The organism is Synergistaceae bacterium (assembly GCA_031267575.1).
Taxonomy (GTDB): domain Bacteria; phylum Synergistota; class Synergistia; order Synergistales; family Aminobacteriaceae; genus JAIRYN01.
This window is the reverse complement of sequence record JAIRYN010000073.1, coordinates 80,367-103,838: the sequence shown is the minus strand read 5'-3', so window position 1 is coordinate 103,838 and position 23,472 is coordinate 80,367. Positions and strand designations below refer to the sequence as shown.

The following is a 23,472-nucleotide window of genomic DNA, read 5'->3' as shown; positions in this document are numbered from 1 at the left end:
TTGAAAAGTGTAACCAAGAATTTCTATAGACATATCCTAAAATCGCAGGTTGTGGCTTTAGAATTTCTATCAGTGGGCTTAAGGCAACAACCTGCGGATTAATAAACATAGCGTTGATAAAAGTTGATAAAAGTTGATAAAAATAGAGACGAGTTTATTTTAGCAGCAACGTCACGCTGTAATCGCTTTTCTCGCCTCACGGGCCTTGCGAAGGATCTCCTCTCGGTTTAAGTTCGGGTAAACTCCGTCCTTGTACAACCATTTGCCGTTTACCATCGTGCCCTTAACGTCGGCCGAGGATCCAGCGTAGACAATGTAGCTCACTAGGTTCTCTTCGTTCACGCCTAAATAATGAGGCTGATCCAAGTCGACCAGCATCAGATCGGCCACCCAACCCTCGCGGATTAGACCTTTGTTTGTAAACCCGAAGGCCCGAGCGCCCTCGAATGTCGCCATGCGCAGGATGTCCAGCGCGGGCACGCTCATCGGGTTGCGCGTAACGCCTTTGTGCAACAAAGCGGCGCTCCGCATATCACTCCACATGTCCAATCGATTGTTGCTCGACGCTCCGTCTGTTCCCAAGGCGAGGCCCACATTTTTGTCGAGCCACGTGTCCAGAGGCATCACACCGCTGCCAAGTTTCATATTGCTGGCAGGGTTATGTACGATCACGACCTGGGACATGTCCAGGGAGTCGGCCCAAGTGGGATCCATCCACACGCCATGAGCGAGTACGACACCAGGCACTTCCAAAATTCCGGTCTCTTGAAGGTAGGTGTCGGGAGTCATTTTCAGCTCGTCACGGATGTACCCCACTTCCCACTCCGTCTCCAAAAAATGGAAATGGAGACCAATCCCGCGCTCTTTGGCGATTTTGATGATTTTTTTCATGCCGTCGAGCGGCACGGTGTAAGGCGCGTGGGGTCCCAGTTGCACTGTCAGAAGTCCTTCGCGGCCGTGCCATCGCTCGAAAAGACTCAGGTTATCCTCGATGCTCCGGTCGATTTTGGGGATCCCATCCACGGGGGGGCCGGTGGTAATGCCGCGGCAGAGCGCGGCGCGCATTCCCACCTCCAGGGCAGCCCGGGCGACGCCGTCCATCTCGAAATACATGTCAGCGAAACAGGTGGTTCCCGTCTCGAGCATCTCCAAAATCGCGGACATCGCGCCCCAGTAGATGTGTTCGGGCGTAAGTTTCGCCTCAGCCGGCCATATCTTTTTCTGGAGCCATTCCATCAAAGGCGCTTCCTCACCCAGTCCGCGTAGAAGCACCATCGCCGCGTGGGTATGGGCGTTGACAAAACCCGGCAAAAGGGCCATGTGTCCTCCACCCTCCACGACCTTGTCGGCGACGGGTGGGGCTTTGGACGCCTCCGACAAGGTTTGAATACGTCCCTTGGAAACGAGAACGTGCCCTCGTTGCGCCTTCTCTCGCTCTCCGTCCAGTATAAAGACGTCTTTAAATAAAGTAGCCATACGTTCCTGCTACTGAAAAGCCTACACAAATGTGTAATAGTCCAGATTTTTCCTTCTTCATCCTTCCCTCTTTCGCCAAAGCTTGCGCGGAAGTCTAAAGGCTTAAATTCCCGTGTAGCCCACGGTACATAGCTTTACATTACAGGTTCATAGCCGCGTTCAAATCGCGGTCTATTTTCAACCCGCGTTCTTGGCAGATATAGACACGGTCACTTGAGAGACGCTTGTTTTTCATCATTCCAAGAATATTAAGGTCCTTGATTGTAATATAGGCTGGCTTGGTCATCACCAGCGCGGAGACTATTTTGTTGATATAGTCTTTTCTTACACAATCAAGTTTGTAGTAGGCTTTCTGGACTTTGATACGCTATTTATCTAGGTTCGCAAATTTTCCAGCAGCAGGTTTCACCTTCTTTCTATAATTAATTTTTCGAAAAAATTTACGTTGCTCTCGTTTAAGCCTACGTTTTAATTTCTTAACTCTGGACGCTTTGTTTATATTACTAAAAACCTGATGGTTGGAAACGATAGCTCCTATTATGAAGTGGGTCTTACGTCTTCTCCCTTAAGAGTCGATGCCCCAACTCTGCGAATATTCAGCGCCGCATTGATATCGCAATCATGAAAGAAGTCTAACATGAATTTAGAGACACGACAAGAAACAAAAACGAACACCGCTCGTTGGCGGCGTTGCGATTCTCATCCAATGGCTCAACGGCTGAAGCCCTTGGCTTTCTCATCGCTTTATCGTAAATTGGAACTCATCGCCACCTTTTACTCACATTCAGTCTTGCCAGCTTTTCATATATTTGATCTGTTCGGAGGTCAATTGATCGAGTTTGATGCCCAGCGCCGCTAACTTGGACTCCATGACGGCCCTGTCAGTCTCTTCAGGCACGGCGTGGACACCAGGGGACATCGCATGTGTGTAGACGTGGAGCGCGGCCTCGAGCTGCAACGCGAAACTTAGATCCATGATTTCGATCGGATGTCCGTCAGCGCAGGCCAGGTTCGTCAGACGCCCTTCTCCCAGCAAATTCAGGCGGCGTCCGTCCTTCATGACGTAAGTATCGATGTTGTCGCGCAAATGCTCGACTCGCTCGGCCATGGCCACCAGGTCGGGCTTGCAAATCTCCACGTCGAAATGACCGGCGTTGCCCATGACGACGCCATTTTTCATCAAAGCGAAATGGCGTTTGTCGATGACCTTGATGTTGCCGGTGAGAGTCAGGAAAATGTCGCCTATCTTCGCCGCCTCTTCGAGAGGCATGACATCAAAACCATCCATTAGGGCTTCACAGGCTTTGTGAGGGTCAATCTCCGTCACCACCACCCGGGCTCCCAAGCCTGCCGCGCGCTTGGCGACGCCTTTGCCACACCAACCATAGCCGACGACGACGACCGTGCGCCCCGCCACCACCATGTTCGTGGTGCGCATCACCCCGTCCCACACGGACTGCCCCGTGCCGTAACGGTTATCGAACAGGTATTTACTCAGGGCGTCGTTGACCGAGATGACGGGGAATTTCAAAACGCCATCGGCCTGCATGGCCTTCAATCGCTTGACTCCGGTGGTCGTCTCCTCGGAGGCCCCTTTGATGCGGGGGATCAAGTCCTGACGCTCCTTGTGGATCAGCGTCACCACGTCGGCCCCGTCGTCGATAATTACGTTGGGCTCGAAGGCCAAAACGTCGCGAACATAGCCAAAATACTCGTCCGTCGCCATGCCCCGGCGACTGAAGACATTAACGCCCCCCTGGGCTAAAGCTGCGCAGATGTCGTCTTGAGTGGACAAAGGATTGCTGCCACAGGCGGCGACAGTTGCCCCCAGACGAGTGAGGGTCAGCAACAAACAGGCCGTTTTGGCCTCCAAGTGCAGACAGGCCGCGATCGTCGCGCCTTTGAAGGGCTGGCTCGCCTTGTACTTGTTTTCGAGGAACTGGAGCGAGGGCATATATTGCCACGCCCACTCGATTTTCTTCGCGCCACCCGACGCCTTCTCGATGTCCGCAATCTTGTATTTCGTCGATTTTTCCAAAAAAGACCCCTCCGATTTTTATAACATCTTTTTATAACATTTTTTATAACATTTGAGCTTGAATATTTACAGTATTTTCTTAAATATTGGCCTCTACGCCGCCGTCGGAAAAACGTATTTTTATCCGATCTCCCTTAGAGAGAGTATGTACGGATCGAACGCTCTCGCCATCCCGTTCGCAGGTGACGAACCCCCTAGCCAGAACGGCCAAGGGTGATAACGCGTCTAGAGAAGCCGCCCGGACAGCCAGGGCTTTTTGAGCATCCGCCAGCGCCAGCTCCATCGAGGAGGCGAACCTTTTGAGGATCGTGTCTAGCGACACCGCGGAAAGCGAAAGACAACGCCACGTCCGGGACACAGCGAGGGTTTGTTGATGATCCAGTCGCGTTCTGTAGCTCAGGATTTGTTTTCTTATCCCATAGGTCATGCGCTTCCGGTGTTCAAGAAGTTGCCGGTCGATCTCCGTCCAGTCGGGAAAAACAAGTTCCGCCGCGGCGGAGGGAGTAGAAGCCCGCAAATCCGCCGCTAAGTCGCAAAGGGTCATATCTACGTCGTGTCCCACCCCGCTAACGACAGGGACAGGACAAAAGCGAATAGCGCGGACGACCCGTTCATCGTCGAAGGGAATTAAATCCTCCCGGCTTCCCCCACCCCGCACCAACAGCACGCAGTCCAAGCGGGGAACCGCCGCGACGCGCGAAAACGCGCGGACAATACTGGCGGGGGCGTCTATCCCCTGCACCTGTGTTCCTATCACGAGAATCTCGCAGGCGGGATATCGACGTTTCGCCACCTGGACGACATCCAGCGCCGCGGCCCCCGTCTCCGAAGTGATTAGAGCAACTTTGGAAGGGTAAAGGGGAAGGGGACGTTTCAGCGCCGGAGAAAAGAGCCCTTCTTTTTCGAGGCTCTCTCGAAGTTCGCACCGCGCCCGGCCGATAGCGCCCGCTCCCATCGGCACCAACCGCCGCGCGTAAAGCTGATAAACACCCCGCTGGGGATAAAGCCCCACGCTCCCCTCTACTAGCGCTTTGTCCCCGTCTTCTAGCCACTTGGGAACAAAACCGGCGTATTGTTTAAAAATAGCACAAGTGACCCTGCTCTCCTCCCCCAAGAGGGTAAAATAACAATGGCCACTCGTGTGCCTTTTGAGCTCCGATATTTCTCCACTCACAACCACCGACTTCAACGCGGCGGCGGCGAAAAGTTCCTGAATGTGAAAAGTTAACTCGTCAACGGTTAGCTGAGATCTAGGAAGTCGAAGTTGCATCGTCATCATCCTTGACATACTCCCACAACTAAAGTTGTGGGATTCTAAGATCGACAAAGACAGCCGACTGAAACCGGTCTTACGTCTTCTTCTTTAAGAGTGGATGCCCCCACTCTGAGAATATTTACAACCGCATTAATATCCCGGTCGTGTTCTGCCCCGCATCTCGCGTTGATAAGCTATAAAAGGAGTTTAACATGAAAGTAGATATATGGCAAGAAACCAAATACAAAACAAACGCCGCCAACGGCGGCGTTGCAATTCTCAGCCAACAGCTGAAGCCGTTGGCTTTCTCATCGCTTTATCGTAACGGAAAAATTCGATATTGGATTCGCGAGGCGTGCCACCTTGCCTAAAACGCCATTAACGAACTTTCCGGATTCCTCAGCGCCGAAAAAACGAGCCACTTCCACCGCTTCAGAGATGGCGACGGGTATGGGAACTTCCTTCTCTATAAAACCCTCGAAAATCGCCAGGCGAAGCACAGCTCTATCCACAGCGACCATACGCTCCGGCCTCCAACCGGTGAGAACCATACGCATTCTATTGTCGATGTCGCGGCGCTTGCTCCATACTCCCTCGACTAGAAAACGTAAGTACTCTTTGACCTCGGCGTTTTCCTCAGACGCGAACCCGTCTTCGGACGTAAAAACATCCACACAATCGCTGATGCTCTTGTCAGGGCGGATATCCAGCGAATACAAAAGTTGTACCGCCAACTCTCTAGCGCGACGACGGTTTTGTACAGTATAAGATTTTTTCGGCAAAATAATAAAGAGACCTCCGCGAAAATTACCTCCGGGACTCGGATAAAAAGAAACCTACTTTCCTCTTGAACAAAGAAGAAATGATTATTTTAGAGATAAACCAAGCCGCCGTTCCCCAGAAAAATGTCCAAAAAAGCCGCGCGAATCCCGCCATAACGCCCAAGGCAATCATAGAAGCGATTAACATCCACATCCACGGGCTCTGACAAAGAGAAGACAATGTCTCACTCCACTCCACCTCGGGCGCGTCCCTATCCACCCAGACGACCTGCACGCAGATACCTAGAGGCGCCACAATGGCGGCGAGACGTTCCTCGATCTTGACGTTTTCCACGGGGGAACTGTCCGAGGACAAAATCAGAGTGACCGAGGCAATTTCTCCTTCAACGAGAGACAAGCCACGACATTTGGATTTTCTGGGCAAAACGCGATCAATAAACCCGGAAAGCCCGTCGCACGATACTCTTATACTGCCTTGGGGAGTTCGTTTCCATAGAAAATACACTTTCATCACCCCTAAGATACACGTACTGCCTTGATTCCTATTGCGGACAGAAGCCGCCGCAAGCCCCAGATCGGCCCTTGTCTATTCTTCAGCTTGTTCCTCCAGGGCAACGTTGCCCTCGTTTTCTTCTTTTAGAGTTTCGGCAATAGGCTGAGGTTCCTCCAGATAAATACCCTGGACGTTGATGTTCACCGCCGAAACGGAATAGCCAGTATAACGTTCCAAATTGGCCTTGATCTTTCCGTGGACATCCCAAGCCAGATCGGGAATGCGCTGTCCGTACTTGACGAGGATATAGGCGTCCACCGTTATCGTGGGGATCTTGCCGTCCTCCACAGATACGCGGGACACCCGGATGCCATCTCCGGCCTTACGTCCAATACCGAATTTAGAGGCGATTCCCACATTGGCGGGTTGGATGTTGGGTATCCCTAAAATCGTCTTCCGCGCCAATTCGATGATGACGTCGTCGGATATATGGATATTACCTTCGAACTGGCCCTTAGCGTGAACATCGCTTGTCTCGATAACCGCCTTTTTCTCGTTCTTTTTTTCATCGACATACTTTTGATCCATCTTTTCCCCCTCCTCAAATCCTTCTCAAAAAGCTCGAAAAATTTAGAGCGAACGGCTAAACTCCTCTCCACAACTGGGGCAGACAAGCTTGTCGTTCTCCTTACCATCTTCGTATTTATAATAAAAAGAATAAGCGCAGGACGGACAGGTCATGGAAATATAACTCTCCGTAAGCTCTTCCAAATCCTCTTCGTCCTCTTCATTTTCGTCGTAGTCTTCCTGGGCATTTTCCATTCCTATGGATTCCTCCAACTCATAAATTTCTTTATGGAGGTCATCCACCTCCTCCGCCAGATCCTCATAGTCCTCTTGGCGGAGCTCGATCTGCTTCGCGTGCTCTTCCACTTCCAGCGCCAAGGCATCCAGGGCATCCACAATGGCGGAGTAAATCTTGACTTCTCTCTCTTCCCGAGGCATAGAATCAAGAATCCCTCGGAGGTACGCTATCCGTTCCTTGGAGTTCATAACCTCCACCTCCTATTTTTTTGCCCGTTCTAGATACAACCCCGTCCGAGTATCGACCAGCACATATTCTTCTGGTTCGACGAACACGGGAACCGTGACCGTTATCCCCGTTTCGAGGACGGCGGGTTTGCCTCCGCCGGACACCGTATCTCCCTTGAAGCTGGGAGGGGTCTCCAGCACCTTCAAAACCACGCTCTTGGGAAGCTCAATCCCCATAATCTTTCCCTCGAAGACCTCAATTTTGATCTCCATCTCGTCGACCAGGTACTTCGTCGCGTCTCCCAGTGCCTCCGGAGTGATCGTCAACTGGTCGTAGGTGGCGAGATCCATAAAAACATAATCGTTTCCGTCTTTGTAACTGAACTGCGCCGGTTTTTCGTCGTAAATGACACGTTCAAACTTTTCACCCGGCTTGAAGGAGTTCTCCACCGCCGAGCCCGTCTCCACATTACGTAGCTTCGTGCGCACCACCGCGCCGCCGCGTCCCATCTTGTGGTGATCGAACTCCACGATCTCCCAGATGGCGTCCTGCCACCTAAATTTCAACCCCACGTAAAAATCCGTAGTGTCCACTACCTGCGCCATTCTCCAACTCCTCCATTTATACCTGCTTTTTTATACCTGCTTTTACTCGCTTTAAAAAAGCCTCCGGCTTTCACCGAAAAAGGGCGGGAAACCAGATTACATTATACCGCGCTTCCAGCCCTCCATGTTCCATTCAAATTTAACAGATAAATTTAACAGATAAATTTAACAGATGGACAAATAAGGTAAAACACAAACAAGGCAAAACACAAAGCCGCCTCCGACGTTCCTGTTCTTTTTTAGCGGTTAATTAGCGGTTAAGCAGAACCCGTTCCTCTTCGATCGCCACGTCTGGAGTGCCTAGAATATAAGGTACCACTAAAATCACAACCTGGCTTTTGTTGTTGCTTTTCGTCCGAACGGAAAAAAGTTCTCCTAAAAGAGGAATTTGTCCCAGAACGGGAATACGCGTCACATTGTTCGTTTGGTCTTCTCGGAATAACCCACCGATCACGAAAGGCTCTCCGTCTCTCACGCGCACATTGGTAGCCACCCGGCGGTTCGAAGTTCTAGGCATCTGCTCTCCCAGGCTTCCTTGCATCATATTAAGAACCGTTCCCGTCGAGACGTTGACGTCTAAAGTAATTACGCGATCTCGTCCTACTCTCGGAGTCAATTGCAACTGAGGTCCCACGGTCGTCACCGACCAGTGAGCGTTTCCTGCGTCGTCTCTGCCAGAAATGTAGGGGTAATCCTCCGTCAACTGGATATTGGCCGGCATACCGTCGATGGTGATGATCGAAGGACTCGCCAGGGTTTTACCCTTGTTCTTCACTTCCATAGCACGGAAGGCCATATCGAACTCGCGCCATATTCCCTGCATGGGGGTGAGCATATCTGTGTTGGTCGGCAGGATACCCACAGACGGTCCTGTGTAATTTCTACCTTGTCGGTTGTCGTCGATCATGCCTCCCTGCGCCGAGCCTCCAGCGTAACTGAACCACCAGTGATCGTAAACCGCGTTAATAGCCGCCTGAACATCCCTTTCGGCACCGTCCGTAAATTCGAGAATGCGGGCTTGAAGCATAACTTGCTGGCCGGGATGGTCCAATTTCTGAAGAGCGATGGCGACCTTTTCCAGGTTGTCTGGAGTAGACGTAACATAGAGGGTCCTTAACCGGGCATCCACCACGCCTGACAAACCCTGAATACCTGTTATATTGGGCAATAGGCTGTTGATGGCGCTGGGATCGGCGTAAGCGATACGATAAGAGCGCATCTCTTCTTTACCGGAACGCTTTGAAAGCTCGACTTTAGTTCCTATCACGATGGTGTCTTTGCCCATTACTTCATAACTGATGTCATAGGTCCTCATCAGGTAAGAAAAAACGTCGCTCAAAGGAGTATTCTTGACCGTCATCGTCACCAACGCCGGAGGAAGGGATTGGTCGATGATAATATTCTTTTTCAATTGCTCCCCCAGCATCCTGAAAACGTCCCTCAATTCCGCGTCACGTAGATCCATAGTGATAGGAATATTAGAGGCGAAAGGACCTGTAGGACCGGCGGGAGTTTGCGGCCGTAGAGTCGCGTTGGGTTCTTCAATCTTTTTTTGGATCTGCGTTACCGTCGTCAGGCGTAGGGTATAAGAGTCAGAGGGGGGAGCGCCCCTCACCCCTTGAAGCTGAAGGGGTCTTTCCGTCGTGATGGTGATGACAAAATCCCGCTCAATCTGCTCGGAACGAACTTCTGTAATCATTGGCGAGGTAGTGGAACGGTGCTCTGTCTCCGTTCGCTCTCCAAAAACCTCACGAAAGACAATCATTGTTTTGTTGTCGAAATAAGAAACCTCCGGGCCGGGCAAGCTACGTCCTTTTATACTCAACACCAGGTCTGAGTCGCCGATCTGATAGAACTCGAAGGAGAAAAAAGTTGGTAAGTATTCGCTCAACGGTTTTCCGTTAGTGGTGCTAAAATTATATCGGGGATCCTCCTGGTAATAATAATCCCCTCTATAGCCCCCGTAATTATAGTTGTACCCATTATAGTTGTACCCTCTGCTGGGATCCCTATACTCTTCTCTTGGGGAGTATCCGCCACCTTGGTAATTACTGTAGCTCCTTTTTTCGTAGGCGGCCTCAACGTTACCAAAGGCCGAAAACAAAAACGCGAGCGATAAAAAAACTTTTATGTAAGGCGATGTTTTCATCTTTTTCCCCATCTCCCGGAATTAAAAGCTAGGGGCTATATCCCAGTTCTTGCCACCCCAACGCACAACTACTTTGTCAGGCGCGATACGCACGATACGTCCTTTTCTTTGCATGAAAGTGTCTCCTACCTTGACCAGCAAACCGTTGCCGACCCCGGGGATATCCATCAGCGCGACTTGTTGATTGCCCGTGATCATAATCGCCCGCAATATGATTCCCTCTGGAGGATAATCAATGATCACATCAGGAATGACCACCATTAAAGGTTCATCATTTGGTGGTGGAGTGGGCAAGGGATCGCCAAAGGGATAATTGGAGCGATCTTCCATCCGCTTGGCCATAAAGGAGCTGTTGTTTCGTTTGTTGGACGCTGCCCTTATTTGGCGCAGCATCTCATCTAGCCGCTGTTTGTCGCTTGCGGACCCATCAATAGGCATAGGAGGCTCCACGTATGGAGAAGTCAGCTCTTCCTGCTCTTGGTAGTAAACAACCGCCATCCCTGTCCCTATTACGAACAAAGCAAAAAACACCACACGAACGAGAAGCATGGAACTCCCCTCGCCGCTGATTCCCGTCAAATTGTTCCACGCTGCGGCAAATGCCTCACCCCAGCTGATGCGCTCTTCCATCCCGGCTCACCTACCTACGATGGCTTCCATGATGACGTCTACCTGGACTTCTCCCCTGGTTTCGGGAGTTCGTGACGCCGTCACGGTCATTCCAGCAACTCGTACCGTCGTCCTGAGGTTGCGCCAGTGCGCCAGAATCTGCGTAAAGGAATAATAATCTCCCCGGAGCGTCAGGGCGTAAGAGCTGCGCCCATCTCTAACTCCTCTCTGCTGCGTCGTGAGAATCTCGATCCCCCTGGCCTGCCGTACCACCTGTTGAAGATCGGCATAAAAAGTTACATCGTCACTCGCCGCGTTGACCGAGAAATTTTCAAAAGAAGCAAACGCCTCCGAAAACACTTTTTTCTGGGCTATCAGAGAAAGTATCGTCTGATCGAGTTCTCCCCTCCGCTGTTCCAGTCCAACGTATTCCTCGCTTAGTTGCGTCAAACGATTGTTTAAATACCAGACTCCTCCTATAAGGACCGCGCAAAAAAAGGAAAAAAGGACACCTACCCAAGTGACTTTATTGTCGTTCATGTCCGCCCCCGTTTCCTCATTAATTCCCGGAAGAGTTGATTTGGCCGATGGGAAGCGCCACCAAGTTCAGCGTAAAGGAAACTCTCCCTGTCTTTTCGTCTCGCCTGATCGTCGGTATGGTGACGGACGAAAAAACTCCACAAGTTTGGAGGCTGTTGGACAGCGCGGTGATATCTTCTTCCTTGGCGGCCGTCGCGTCCAGCACCGCCATAGTTCCTCCCCCTTGGGCTGGGTTGGTGAATCGAAAAGTGTTTAACCCCATACCCTCTTGTATATCATCCCCGAAAGCATTCAAAACCTCCAGGGTGGGAAGGTCGTCCTGCATGATTTTGAGCGTGTTGGCATATGTTTGTTCCTGTTGCCGGAGACGACTTATCTCAGCGGCGAGAGCCATCTGCTCATCCTCCATCCTCTCGACCTCACTGAGTTCTTCGTCGAGCTTCTCTTGCAGCTTGAATATTTCTCTGATCGTCCACGTGATGTAACCGACGGTCGACACCACAAAAACAAACAAAAGAATAGACGCTGCCAAGCGTATAATATTAAATGAAGTCCTTTTGCGTTCTTTTTCCAATAAACTCGCTGGCCTAAGGTCGAATTGTACCTTCATAGCAGATTCCTCACTGCCAATCCAAACGCGGCCTCAAAGCCACTGACGTTACCCACTAAAGAGGGGGTCCTCCAGAGATCCCACACGTCCAGAGGAATGACGGTCAGGGACGCTCCTGACTCCAACAGCGTGCCCAATCGAGAATCTTTGCCCACGACGCCTCCCAAAATGAGATGATTGGGTTCCAATCCTCTGTATTGATTGCTTGCGAAAATGATCGTGTTCTGAACGTCTCTCAGGATAGGCATGATCCCTTCATCGGAGTCCCTCACTTCCCGAACGGTGAGATCCACGGCCGTAGATCTGAAGAGAATACCGTTGTCCTTGTAACCCAGCATGATCTGGGTGCTCTCCGGCTCTACGAACACCACAAAATAACTACCAGACCGCGAATCTGGGCCGATCGCCGCCCTAAAAAACGCCACATTCATAGGCTCCACCGCGGCTAGATTTATCCCCACCCGTGACGTGGCCCTCACCACGTCATAGATAATGCGCTGTCTACAAGTGGCTACCAAAACGATAGATTTCTCCGCCGCCTCAGGAGCTGGAACCTCGACTTCGGCTACGTCGGCCGCCGCCTCGGCATATGGATAAGGAAAATATTTATCGAACTCGAACTGCAATGCCTCTTTGACGTCTTCGATGCTCATCTTTGGATATTCGACCAAGCGCAAAATCACATCACGCGACGGCACACCTAAAACCACGGGACAGCTAAACCCTCCCACCGTCGACTTGAGGTTTTCAAGAGAAGATATGATCATCTCCAAGTCCACCAATGAGTCTTTAATTATAGCCCCTCGAGAAATAGGCACTATTTCCTGCTTGACTACTCTCAAGGATCCTCGTCCGCCACTCAGCTCTAAATATCGCAAAGAATCTCCGTGAAGCGCCAATCCCGCAAAATTAGAACCTTTACGTCCTTTATTTTTAGAGGTTCCCTTCTTTGCAAATATGGAAGGCATTCAGTCCCCTCCTTATGACTTAAAATCATGACTTAAAATCATGACACAAAATCGAAACATATCGTAAATGACATTGATTATGCTTCAAAGACCCCCAAACGTGTGGTTATAATACACGTTTTCTTCTTTTTGCGAAAGGGGATTTATCAAGAAAACAAATTTTTTTAGCGAAATAATTCTCTCCAATACAAGGGTTTTTCTTTCAAAATATACACAATCCCTTTTCCCAAGATGTCAAAAGGTGTGACAACATAAAGACTTTCCATCGTAATGGGGGCCAGTCCCTTTTTCGCGAGCCTCGCGCGAATCAAATATCCCCCCGGAAAACAGGGCGGGAAAGAAAGAGGATCCGCCACCGGTTCCACTACGTTCTCTGGATTGTACTCTAAGTCGAAAAGCTGAACTCCTCCTTCTATTTTCTCCAAGGCATCGGCCGAAAAAATAATCAATAAATTAAAATCTGTCAAATTTTCGTTGAACTCTATCGCTTTGGCCCTGGGGCGTATTCCGTTTTTCAGCTCGGCTCGCAGCCATCTCGACGCCAAATTTGTCAAAGAGATAAGTTCAGCCCGCGCTTCGGCCCTTTTCGAGTAAATGTCCATAACCTCGAAAGAATAGCCCAAATGGGCCGCTTCCACCCCAAGTAACACCGACGCCAGAAACATCAACGCCACCACCCAGGACAAAGCATGGGCTCGCCGCCAACGCGGCTCCATCTTGACCTGCTTTACCCGTGCCGCGTTCTTATTACAGCACCGGTTGTCTATAAGTTTTCTAAAAGCCACGATTTTCTCACGACGACCATATCGTGCTGCTCGAACTCCGCGCGCCAAGGAGCGGTGGTCGGCCATTCTTCGGGTCTGCTTGACTTACCGAAAGAAACGCCTCCTCCCGTTGCCAGGATCCAGGCCTCGACGCGGCGTTCCGACGGCATCCACTCAAACCACATTTCGAGTACTCCCTCCAGCAGGGGTTCCAAAGTTGTCCATGACGTGTATAGCTCTTCCGAGTACAGGGTACTGTCTTTGACCTGAAAGCGCTCCGCTCTCAGGTAATGCAGTTCGTCGTAAGGGTAAAGCGTCGAGGAAAGACCGGATCCTTCCGGTATACGCATCGTCAGGTTGCTATTGGAGTATTTGCTCGTATAGAGAGGCAAACCGGTCAGAGGAAAAGTCACCCAAGACCTCATGTCGTTTTTGGCTGTGGTTGGCAGCCGGTCTCCAATCCTCTCCAAGTTTTCCTTGGGCGTCAACTTTATCGTGACGGTAACCCCCGCGTCCATCGGCAAGGGTATATTTTCCGCCAGTTTCACGGTCAGGGCGGAGGGCACGGCGTAAAGAACGGCAAGTCCTCGTCCCCGATGAACACCATCCGTCTCTGGCGCCAAATCCCAAAGTGACGGGGAATCCAGCGTTTTTCCCCGCCAAATTTGAACCGGCCCGCGATCCGACCACTTAGAGGGAGGCGGTCCGTCGTTTTTTCCCGGAACCCCTCCAAAAGACTTTTGGAAGAGATCCCCCACGCGCTCGTAGGGAATTCCAAAAGCGACGTGCGATATACGAGGATCAAGAATCGACAAAACATTTTGTCCTCTTTCCCAAGCCAAGGTGTAATTCGACGATTTTGTCGTCATAAACAGGATCTGCTGGATAATCTGAATGACGATAAGTCCCACCGTGGCGCTGAGAGTCATCGTCATCAGAATCTCCACGAGGGTAAAGCCGAGACGCCGCGTGGTTCTCGATTTCATGATCTTCCTTATTTATATTCTTCATTTATATTCTTCATTAATTTATATTCTTCATTAATTAATTTATATTCTTCTATAATTCTTCAATAAACGCGAGTCATGATGAACGGCGTGTCGAGCCCCGTACCATTCGAGACGCGGAGGGTAATACGAAACGCGTTGTATTCACAGAACTCCACCTCCCAGCCAAAACGCATCGTTCCCGACTCGTTCGCGCGGGGCGCCGTGTCAATCTGAGTTTGAGAGACAGGAGATTCCAGCCTGTTGAACCACCATTCCGCGCAGGATATTTTCCGTTCCCGTTCACAAACGCGAAGTTCCGCAGCAAAGACGAGACTGATAGCGTCTATCGACGAGGGAATGATCAAAGCCAACACGCAAAACGCGACCAAAACCTCAATAAGGGACTGCCCGCTTCTTTTGCGCGGATTTGTAGGTCTCGCTCTCGGTTGCTCATTTCTCATTTCTCATTATTTCCGTTTTCTGTCCATTTTGAATGCTCCCGTGGCTGTCTATGGCTGTTTATTCCTTGACGGCAAGGCGACGGTGTTTGCAAACAGGGAGACTTTCCAGAATTTTCCATTCTTTTCGGTCCAAGGCGCGTCCGTCTAATAGCACGACGCGTCCCCGGTCTGCACTGCTGCGGATCAAGCGTCCGACAGCTTGTCGCAAAAACATCTTGGCGTTGGGTAGTGTCGTTTTCATAAACGCTTTGCGGCCTTCCAGCATGTTGCGGGCTTGTACCAAGGGGTCGTTGGGGTGAGGAAAGGGGATTCTGTCGATGATCACTTGGGTCAGTCCCTCTCCTGGCACATCCACGCCTTCCCGAAACGAAACACTGCCAATCAGCACCGAGGTCTTATCCTCGCGAAACCGCTGAAGCAGATCTCTTTGAGAGGACTCACCCTGTATGAGAACCTCGTAACCCCGCTGGTGTTTTCGCATCAGGGCGGCCAGGGAGCGCAGAAGGCGCATGGACGAAAGCAACACGAGGGTGCTGCCTCCGTTGTCGTCGCAGAGCTTCTCGATGATACGGCAAATCTTGTCATCGTATCCTTGGCTTGCCACAGGCATCCCGATATCCACCACCGAAATCTCCATTTGCTTTTCAAAATTGAAAGGAGAGGCCACTACGAGGGTTTCATCAGGCTGTATTCCGGTTTCTCGGGACCAGAAAGAAAAATCTCCCTCCAGGGTCAACGTCGCGGAGACCATGATGATTTTCTCTGGAGCCTCGGATTCGATAGCGCCACGGATGATTTCCGCGCACATCACGGGGGCGCTCGCCAAGACACTCACTCCTCGCGCGTTCGTTCCCCGCCAGTAGCCCCAGCCTGGAAATTGGTCCACCTTCAGGCACCAGAGCACCGCTTTTTTGAACTCGTTCACCTCGTCGATCCAGTTCATGACGGAGGCGGCTTCTCCCAGGTCGGAACTCTTCTCGAACCCCCCCGACATAAATCGGTCTTCCAATCCGCGCAGCGGCTCTAGGAGTTTCTCAAAACCGAGGGTCAGTTCCTCTCCTTTATGAAGCAGCTCTTCGTCACAAGCGACGATACCCTCGCCCTGACGGCAACGAAGCTCCGTCAGAGCGAACAAAGTGTCCAACGACTCTCGGCAAACCGTTGCCCGCTCTTTGAAAAGTTCTGTCGGAACTTTTTCTTTTGTAAAAAGGGAATCGAACCCCGCAAGTGTTCGAGCTCTCAGAAGGGACATGCCGTTTTCGGCGTCGGCCTCTACCGTGGCGGAGTTGCGGGCGGCGTCAGGAATGCGGTGGGCTTCGTCGCAGATCAACCAGTCGTACTTGACGGGAAAAGACCCCGCGCCGCTCATGATGTGCGAGAAAAAAAGGTGGTAATTGGCAACGATCACTCGCCAGTCCTGAGCGTTCCTAAAGGCGTGGGTCACAAAACAACGTCCTCGAAAGGGGCAGGCGGTCCCCAGACAGCTGCTAGCGCTGGCGGAGGCTTGGGTGAGCAGAGGGTGTCCGACGGGCAGGGACAACTCCGAGAGGTCGCCGGTCTCGGTCTCCTCGATCCACCGGACGAGGTCGATGGCTGTTCCCTCGAAGGGGAGGTAGCCCCCTCCAAAGGACGCGCCTTTTCGAAGGCAAACGTAATTGCCTCTTCCTTTCAGAAGTCCATAGGAAAAACTTTTCCCCAGAATAGCGTTCAGCTTAGGAAGGTCTTTACTGATCAACTGTTCCTGCAAGGCAATGCTGGCGGTGAGAAAGAGGATATGGCGGTCTTCCCCCTCCAGGATAGCAGGGATGAGAACAGCAAAAGTCTTTCCCACTCCAGGGGGCGCCTCAGCTGCCATAATCGACTTGGAGGGATTGCGCAAAAACGCTCCTACTGCCTGAGCGAACTGAAGCTGCTGCGGTCTGTGTTCGTATCCCTCAAAGCGACGCGCCAAGGAACCAGAAGGAGAGAAAAAATCTGCGAACGAAACGTTCGTAATACGATTTCACCTCTATGCTCGTTTGTTCGGCGGATTGATCCCGCTACGTCAAACCAAATTTCAAATCAAAGACCTGAATTTCTTTTGCCAACAAACTTTTTCGTCGTTCCGCAATCGCGGTAAAATGACCTTGCGAATCTATTATAACGGATGTTAAAATAATCTTCGTATTTTTGTGGAAGAGATCTAAAGTATTATTTTGAGGTTTTCTTGAAATTGAAATAAATTGAAATTGAAATTAATGAAATAATGATGATAAGATTTTCTTAAAATGATGAGATTTTCTTGAAATAGTCTTGAAATAGTATTGAAATAAAACGTTTTTTCATGTGTGTTTTCTTTTGGAGAGGGAGGTGATTTCCAAAATGCCCAATAAAAAATCGGCTGAAAAACGCGTTCGCACCGCGGAGCGCAACCGCCTTTACAATCGTTACTGGACGACCCGTTGCAAAAATGCTGTCAAAAAAGTTTTGGCGGCTGTAGAAGCCAAAAACGGAGCGGAGGCGACAAAGTCTTTCGACGTTGCCCAGAGCGTGATCGACAAGGCCGTCGTCAAAGGCGTCATGCATCGCAACACGGCCACTCGTCGTAAGAAGATGATGGCTAGGCACGTCAAGAGCCTAGTGTAGGCTTGATCTCCCCGAAGTCAAAATACCGAGTCAAAGAATTGAAAGAGTCTTAAGATATTAAAAGAGCCTTTCCCCTGGAGCAACGGGAAGGGCTTTTGTTTTTTTATTTTCTTAATTATTCAAGCTCATGGAGGCAGAGCTCGATAGAGGCGGAGCCCGTTTGATAAAGGCGGAGCCTGTTTGATGGAGGCGGAGCCCGTTTGATAGAGGCGGAGCCCGTTTGATAAAGGCGGAGTCTGTTTGATAGAGACGGAGCCCGTTTGATAAAGGCGGAGCCCGTTTGATAAAGGCGGAGCCCGTTTGATAAAGGCGGAGCCCGTTTGATGGAGGCGGAGCCTGTTTGATAGAGGCGGAGCCTGTTTGATAGAGGCGGAGCTCGTTTGATAGAGGCGGAGCCCGTTTGATGGAGGCGGAGCCCGTTTGATGGAGGCGGAGCCTGTTTGATAGAGGCGGAGCCCGTTTGATGAAAATCCTTGCTAGGTGAAAATCGAGCGGAAGGGTTTTGAGCGGTTACTTTACTATACTGTTTATCTTTTTTTCAAAAGTTAATTTATTTCTTTATTTTTCTAATTTCTTCAAGTATAATAAAGTTAAATCAAAACTCTCTTGTGCTTCAATGCTCTCGCGCTCGGCAATAGGATATAAAGGAGGTATTGATTTAGATCAATCCGCCCTGTCGTAAAAGAGCATTTTTAGTCGTGCAGACTCAAAAATTTTTTTGGTCAAAGAAACTCAAAAAAATTTTAGGGAGGAATTGTCATGTATCCGAATTTGATCGGGGAACTACTTGGTACAATGGTTTTGATCATTTTAGGCGACGGTGTGGTAGCATGTCTGCTTTTAAAGGATTCGAAAGGTAATGGCGCTGGGTGGGTACATATTTGTTTGGGTTGGGGTTTTGCGGTTATGTTTGGTATCTATATGGCCTGGTCCTTTGGAGCCACTGAAGCCGATCTCAACCCGGCGGTGACTTTATTCAAAGGCCTCAGAGGCGTTTACCCCGGCGGTATGCCGCAGGTTCTCGCGACGATCATCGCCGAGATGATCGGCGGTGTTATTGGCGGTGTCTTTGTTTATCTGCTCTACAGCAATCATTGGGCCGAGACCGAAAACCCAGGGGACAAATTGGCCGTATTTTGCACCGGTCCCGCTCGTCGCAATTTCTTCGCGAATTTCATCACAGAAATTATCTCCACTGTTCTTCTCATTTTGGGTATACAGTCGATATTCCAGGGAACGACTACAAGCGGCGGAGAAGTCCCGGTTTTCATGATCCCGTTCTTCGTGGGTTGTTTGATTTTTGTGCTTGGTGCCGCGTGCGGCGGTCCGACCGGCTATTCTTTGAACCCGGCTCGCGATATGGGACCACGTATCGCGCACGCTATCCTGCCTATCCCTGGCAAGGGGACCAACGACTGGAGCTATGGGCTCTGTATAGCGACGGGGGGACCGCTCACGGCCGCGATCGTATCCTACTTGCTCTGGGGAGGCGCTGGCTTCTAGAAAAGCTGGCTTCTAGAAAATAAAGAAATAGGTGCTATCCAAGCGGTTCAGTATTTCTGTTATTGTCTTGTTTTCACAAGAATAATTCAGGAGGGATAGTGAAATGTCCGAGAAAAAATACGCCGTTGCTATCGACCAGGGCACGACGAGTTCGCGTTGTATGGTTTTCGATAAGCGAGGACTTCCCGTAGTTTCCGATCAGTTAGAGCATACCCAAATTTTTCCGAAACCGGGTTGGGTGGAACACGACGCTGCTGAAATATGGTCTTGCGTCCAGAATGTCGTCAAAGGCGCGCTGAGAAAGGGCAATATCTCCACCGATGAGATAGCGAGCGTCGGTATCACCAATCAGCGCGAGACGACGCTCATATGGGAAAAAGCGACCGGCAAGCCGATCTATAACGCCATCGTCTGGCAGTGTATGCGAACCCAAGATTTTTGCGCCGAGTGGCAGAACGCGCCCGGATGGGAACAGGATGAGAAAGGACGCGGCAAAGTCAAAGACCATACCGGACTTCTAATCAGTCCTTACTTCTCTGGAACGAAGATCAAATGGATACTGGACAATGTCCCAGGTTCGAGAGAGCGAGCCGCGAAAGGAGAGCTTCTTTTCGGCAACATCGATACGTGGCTCATTTGGAACCTGACCGGCGGACCAAACGGCGGCGTGCACGTGACCGACGTCTCGAACGCTTCTCGTACTCTTTTGATGAATATAAAAACCCTAAAATGGGACGAGGAAATGGCGAAATTCCTCGACGTTCCTATTAAGATGCTACCGACTATTAGACCATCGAGCGCGGTGTACGGCGAAACTATCGCTAGTGGCCCCTTCGGGGCCGTCATCCCCGTAGCCGGCGACCTCGGCGACCAGCAGGCGGCGCTTTTCGGGCAAGCCTGCTTCAACAAAGGAGACGCCAAAAATACCTATGGGACCGGCTGCTTCATGCTGATGAACATCGGAGAGACGCCCGCCGCATCCAACGAGGGCCTCCTCACCACGGCCGGATACAGCCTTGAAGAGGGCAAGTGCGTGTACGCTCTAGAGGGCTCTATCGCTATCACCGGCGCGGCGGTTCAGTGGTTGCGCGATAATCTCAAAATAGTCGATGAGTCACCTGATAGCGAATATATGGCGAACAAAGTGGACGACGCCGGCGGAGTTTACTTCGTTCCCGCGTTCTCCGGACTTTACGCGCCCTATTGGGATATGAGCGCGCGCGGCATAATCGCTGGACTCACCCGTTACGTGCGTAAGGAGCACATTATCCGTGCCACGCTGGAGAGTATTTGTTACCAAACTCGCGACGTCGTGGAGGCCATGAACAAGGACTCTGGCGTTTCTCTCGCCGAACTCAAAGTGGATGGCGGCGCGGTTAAAAATAATCTTCTGATGCAGCTCCAGAGCGATATTTTGGGAGAAAAAGTCGTTCGACCGATTGTCAACGAGACGACAGCTCTCGGCGCGGCCTACGCGGCAGGACTTGCGGTCGGGTTCTGGGAGAACCTCGACGACCTCCGCGCCAACTGGGCCCAAGATGTCGTTTTCTCCCCCGCAATCTCCGACGAGAAACGAGAGAAAGACTACAAAGGCTGGAAGAAAGCCATCGAAAAAGCCAAGGGCTGGCTAGACTAGAACCGTTTTTTCGTTTGATTGAGGCCGTGGGGATTTCCCACGGCCTAAGTTTTGGACCACTGAGGGGGGTTGGAATTGTGCCAATCTGCTGATTATGACGTGATTGTTATAGGAGCCGGGATAAGCGGGGGTACCATAGCGCGAGAACTGTCTCGCTACGCTTTGAGGGTCGCCGTGCTCGAAAGGGCATCGGATATACCCTATGGAGCGAGTCGGGCGAACAGCTCAATGATTCACGGTGGTTTCGACGACAAACCGGGGACGCAGAAAGCCCGTTTTTGTCCGCGGGGAAACAAATTGTACAAAACATTGCATGAGGAACTCGATTTCAAATACCATAACTGCGGCTCATACGTATGTGCTATAGGCCCGGAGGAAGAGAAACACTTGACGATGCTTTTGAGCTATGGAAAGACCAATGGCGTGCCTGGACTGGAGATCGTGAATGGGGAGATTCTGCGCGGCCGAGAGCCCCACGCCTCGCGCGAAATAACGGCGGCGCTCTGGTCTCCAACGGCGTCGATCGTGAACAACTTCGAGGCTTCCCTCGCCTTTATCGATAACGCTCGGACGAACGGCGTCGATCTGTTTATGGAGACGGAGGTCACGGGACTTCTATTTGACGGAATTTATGGACTTGATGGAATTGGTAGACTTGATGGAATTGATAAAAGCAAGGAAAGCAAAAATGGAGAGCGCGCACGGATCCGCGGTGTTTCGACACAACGAGGAGACTTTACCGCGCGTGTGGTCGTCAACGCGGCCGGAGTGAATTCGGACCTCATCTCTCGCATGGCTGGGGATGACAGTTTCACCATACAGCCGACCCGTGGCGAGTATTTTATTTTCGACAAGAGCGTGGGCGATATGGTGAAGTCCTTTTTTTTCTCCTGTCCCTCCGACAAGGGTAAGGGTGTTACAGTGGCGCGAACGGCGGACGACAACCTCTTGGTAGGTCCGAGCGCGGTCGCGCAGGAAGACAGAGAGAACAGAGACACGACGCGGCTTGGATTGGAGGAAATTTTCCAAGGTGCGGTGAGGCTCGTTCCTGGTATCCCCAGAAATATGGCGATAACCAATTTTGCGGGGGTCAGGGCCAACAGCGACAAAGAGGATTTTTACATCAAGGCGCTGGATCGTCCGAGAGGATTTATAAACGTGGCCGGTATCAAGTCGCCGGGTTTTACAAGCGCTCCGGCAATAGCGCTCCATGTCGTCGATATGATGAAAGAGTCCCTGGGAGATCTCGTAAAATTTGAACCCAATCCGAAATTTGTGCCGGAACGCCGTCATATACCGAGATTTTCCGAGTTGACGATGGAAGAACGAGAACATCTGGCAAAAACCGACCCCAAGTGGGGGCAAATCGTCTGCCGTTGCGAAAGCGTTACGGAAGCTCAAGTTGTCGAGGCTATAAGGCGAGGAGCGCGCACCGTGGCGGGCGTGAAGACGTGGGTGCGCCCAGGTACCGGACGCTGCCAAGGCGGTTTTTGCGCACCACGAGTTGTGGAGATATTGGCGCGAGAATTGGGCGTTGCTCCGATCGAAATAACGCGTCACGGAGGAGATTCCTATATGTTGACAGGTAAGACCAAAGAACGAATGCCATCAGAACGAATGCCATCAGAACGGATGCCATCGAGGCGGCAATCATGAGCGCGGCGAGACAGGTCGATGTAGCGATTATCGGAGCGGGCCCGGCCGGTTTGGCCGCTGGCGCGGCCGCGCGAAACGAAGGCGCCGAGCGCGTCGTCGTCTTCGAGCGCGACTGGGAACCGGGCGGAATACTTCAGCAGTGCATCCATCCGGGCTTTGGACTACATACCTTCGGGGAAGAGCTTACCGGTCCTGAGTACGCTCATCGCTATTTGACGCGCGTCCGAGAGGCGGGAGTCGAGTTCAGCCTCAATACGATGGTATTCCAGATGGACAAGCCCGTTCTAAAGGACGGCAGAAAAACCGTCACTTTCTGGACGATGCAACCCGAACGCGGGATAGAACAAATCGAGGCGAAATCCCTGGTTCTCGCGATGGGGTGCCGTGAGCGCCCCGCGGGCGCTTTGGGTGTAGCCGGCAGCCGACCGTCGGGGGTTTACACGGCCGGTACAGCGCAGCGTTTTGTCAATATGGAGGGCTTCATGCCGGGAACGAAGGTTGTCATCATGGGAACCGGCGACATTGGCCTGATCATGGCGCGCCGTATGCTTCTCGAAGGGGCAGAAGTCGTCGGAGTTTTCGAGATCATGCCGTGGGTATCCGGCCTTCGTCGCAACATAGCGCAATGCCTCGACGATTTCGGTATTCCCTATTATCTCAACCACAGCGTCTGCGAGCTGCGCGGTAGAGGCCGCCTCGAAGGCGTCGGGGTCGTGGAGGTGGGGCCAGACAGGCAGCCCATTCCCGGTAGCGATAAATTCGTGACCTGCGACACTTTGCTTCTCGCGGTCGGCCTGATACCTGAGAACGAGCTCTCACGCATGGCGGGCATCGCGATAGAGCCGATAACCGGAGGTCCGATCGTCAATGAATGGATGCAGACCAGCGAAGATTGCGTCTTTGCCGCCGGCAACGTGGTCGTGGTCTACGATTTGGTCGACTTTGTGAGCCGCGAAGGCGAGCGCGCGGGTAAATACGCCGCCCGTTACGCTATGGGACGCCTCGAAAATGCGAAGCGTGAATTTAAGATCGTTCCCGAAAACAACGTCCGCGTGGTCTCCCCTCAGACGCTCACTGGCGAGGACGATGTTACAGTCTATCTGAGAGTCGGAAGCCCTGTAGAGAGCAAATGTCGGCTATACGCCGAGCCTGGGCTTTTTTCCCAAAGGCTTCGTTATGCCCGTCCAGGAGAAATGAACGAGATAAAATTGAGCGCGAGCCAGTTGAAATCCCTCGCGTCCGATGTGACAAGGATCACGGTCGGCCTGGAGGTGCTATAA

22 protein-coding genes are annotated in these 23,472 nt (G+C 51.5%); 5 read left to right on the top strand and 17 right to left on the bottom strand.

The window, feature by feature from the left end; genetic code table 11:
* Positions 1-171 precede the first annotated feature (171 nt).
* The 17 genes from LBJ36_12145 to LBJ36_12065 all read right to left on the bottom strand — a co-directional run bounded on the left by LBJ36_12145 (position 172) and on the right by LBJ36_12065 (position 16,723).
* Positions 172-1,476: an amidohydrolase gene (locus LBJ36_12145; protein ID MDR1379784.1), complete on the bottom strand. Its 1,305-nt coding sequence runs from the start codon at positions 1,474-1,476 to the stop codon at positions 172-174.
* A gap of 784 nt (positions 1,477-2,260) precedes the next feature.
* The gene (locus LBJ36_12140) at positions 2,261-3,514 is read right to left on the bottom strand and encodes an adenosylhomocysteinase (GenBank protein ID MDR1379783.1); all 1,254 of its coding nucleotides are present in this window, start codon (positions 3,512-3,514) and stop codon (positions 2,261-2,263) included.
* A 79-nt stretch (positions 3,515-3,593) separates the two neighbouring features.
* A complete protein-coding gene (gene xseA, locus LBJ36_12135) occupies positions 3,594-4,793 on the bottom strand; it encodes an exodeoxyribonuclease VII large subunit (GenBank protein ID MDR1379782.1) in 1,200 nt (399 codons plus the stop codon).
* Positions 4,794-5,077: 284 nt separating this feature from the next.
* Entirely contained in the window at positions 5,078-5,551 is a 474-nt protein-coding gene (gene nusB, locus LBJ36_12130) for a transcription antitermination factor NusB (protein MDR1379781.1), read from the bottom strand.
* Between the two features lie 25 nt (positions 5,552-5,576).
* Positions 5,577-6,056, bottom strand: coding sequence for a hypothetical protein (locus LBJ36_12125; protein MDR1379780.1), 480 nt, complete (start codon positions 6,054-6,056; stop codon positions 5,577-5,579).
* An 81-nt stretch (positions 6,057-6,137) separates the two neighbouring features.
* Positions 6,138-6,632: an Asp23/Gls24 family envelope stress response protein gene (locus tag LBJ36_12120; protein MDR1379779.1), complete on the bottom strand. Its 495-nt coding sequence runs from the start codon at positions 6,630-6,632 to the stop codon at positions 6,138-6,140.
* Positions 6,633-6,674: 42 nt separating this feature from the next.
* A complete protein-coding gene (locus LBJ36_12115) occupies positions 6,675-7,097 on the bottom strand; it encodes a hypothetical protein (GenBank protein ID MDR1379778.1) in 423 nt (140 codons plus the stop codon).
* Positions 7,098-7,109: 12 nt separating this feature from the next.
* The gene (gene efp, locus LBJ36_12110) at positions 7,110-7,682 is read right to left on the bottom strand and encodes an elongation factor P (protein ID MDR1379777.1); all 573 of its coding nucleotides are present in this window, start codon (positions 7,680-7,682) and stop codon (positions 7,110-7,112) included.
* 250 nt (positions 7,683-7,932) lie between these two features.
* The gene (locus LBJ36_12105) at positions 7,933-9,786 is read right to left on the bottom strand and encodes a secretion protein (GenBank protein ID MDR1379776.1); all 1,854 of its coding nucleotides are present in this window, start codon (positions 9,784-9,786) and stop codon (positions 7,933-7,935) included.
* Positions 9,787-9,852: 66 nt separating this feature from the next.
* Positions 9,853-10,461 carry a hypothetical protein gene (locus LBJ36_12100; protein ID MDR1379775.1) on the bottom strand — a complete coding sequence of 203 codons (609 nt, stop codon included), beginning with the start codon at positions 10,459-10,461 and terminating at the stop codon, positions 9,853-9,855.
* A 6-nt stretch (positions 10,462-10,467) separates the two neighbouring features.
* Positions 10,468-10,980, bottom strand: a complete 513-nt coding sequence (locus tag LBJ36_12095; GenBank protein MDR1379774.1) for a hypothetical protein — start codon at positions 10,978-10,980, stop codon at positions 10,468-10,470.
* Between the two features lie 19 nt (positions 10,981-10,999).
* Positions 11,000-11,512, bottom strand: coding sequence for a hypothetical protein (locus LBJ36_12090; GenBank protein ID MDR1379773.1), 513 nt, complete (start codon positions 11,510-11,512; stop codon positions 11,000-11,002).
* A 74-nt stretch (positions 11,513-11,586) separates the two neighbouring features.
* Positions 11,587-12,558 (bottom strand): pilus assembly protein PilM, encoded by a 972-nt coding sequence (gene pilM / locus LBJ36_12085; protein ID MDR1379772.1) that lies wholly within the window; start codon positions 12,556-12,558, stop codon positions 11,587-11,589.
* A 164-nt stretch (positions 12,559-12,722) separates the two neighbouring features.
* Positions 12,723-13,274, bottom strand: a complete 552-nt coding sequence (locus LBJ36_12080) for a hypothetical protein (protein MDR1379771.1) — start codon at positions 13,272-13,274, stop codon at positions 12,723-12,725.
* Between the two features lie 47 nt (positions 13,275-13,321).
* Positions 13,322-14,308, bottom strand: a complete 987-nt coding sequence (locus tag LBJ36_12075) for a hypothetical protein (GenBank protein MDR1379770.1) — start codon at positions 14,306-14,308, stop codon at positions 13,322-13,324.
* An 83-nt stretch (positions 14,309-14,391) separates the two neighbouring features.
* Positions 14,392-14,772, bottom strand: coding sequence for a hypothetical protein (locus LBJ36_12070; protein MDR1379769.1), 381 nt, complete (start codon positions 14,770-14,772; stop codon positions 14,392-14,394).
* Positions 14,773-14,830: 58 nt separating this feature from the next.
* A complete protein-coding gene (locus tag LBJ36_12065; protein ID MDR1379768.1) occupies positions 14,831-16,723 on the bottom strand; it encodes an ATP-dependent DNA helicase in 1,893 nt (630 codons plus the stop codon).
* 410 nt (positions 16,724-17,133) lie between these two features.
* On the opposite strand from LBJ36_12065, the gene rpsT reads away from it, so the two are divergent.
* From rpsT to LBJ36_12040, 5 genes are all read left to right on the top strand, one after another.
* The gene (rpsT, locus tag LBJ36_12060; GenBank protein ID MDR1379767.1) at positions 17,134-17,397 is read left to right on the top strand and encodes a 30S ribosomal protein S20; all 264 of its coding nucleotides are present in this window, start codon (positions 17,134-17,136) and stop codon (positions 17,395-17,397) included.
* Positions 17,398-18,156: 759 nt separating this feature from the next.
* Complete coding sequence (locus tag LBJ36_12055; protein ID MDR1379766.1) at positions 18,157-18,900, top strand: aquaporin family protein; 744 nt, start codon at positions 18,157-18,159, stop codon at positions 18,898-18,900.
* 103 nt (positions 18,901-19,003) lie between these two features.
* Entirely contained in the window at positions 19,004-20,536 is a 1,533-nt protein-coding gene (gene glpK / locus LBJ36_12050) for a glycerol kinase GlpK (protein MDR1379765.1), read from the top strand.
* A gap of 102 nt (positions 20,537-20,638) precedes the next feature.
* Entirely contained in the window at positions 20,639-22,192 is a 1,554-nt protein-coding gene (locus LBJ36_12045) for an NAD(P)/FAD-dependent oxidoreductase (GenBank protein ID MDR1379764.1), read from the top strand.
* Positions 22,189-23,472 (top strand): NAD(P)/FAD-dependent oxidoreductase, encoded by a 1,284-nt coding sequence (locus LBJ36_12040; protein ID MDR1379763.1) that lies wholly within the window; start codon positions 22,189-22,191, stop codon positions 23,470-23,472. The genes LBJ36_12045 and LBJ36_12040 overlap by 4 nt, the downstream gene beginning before the upstream one ends.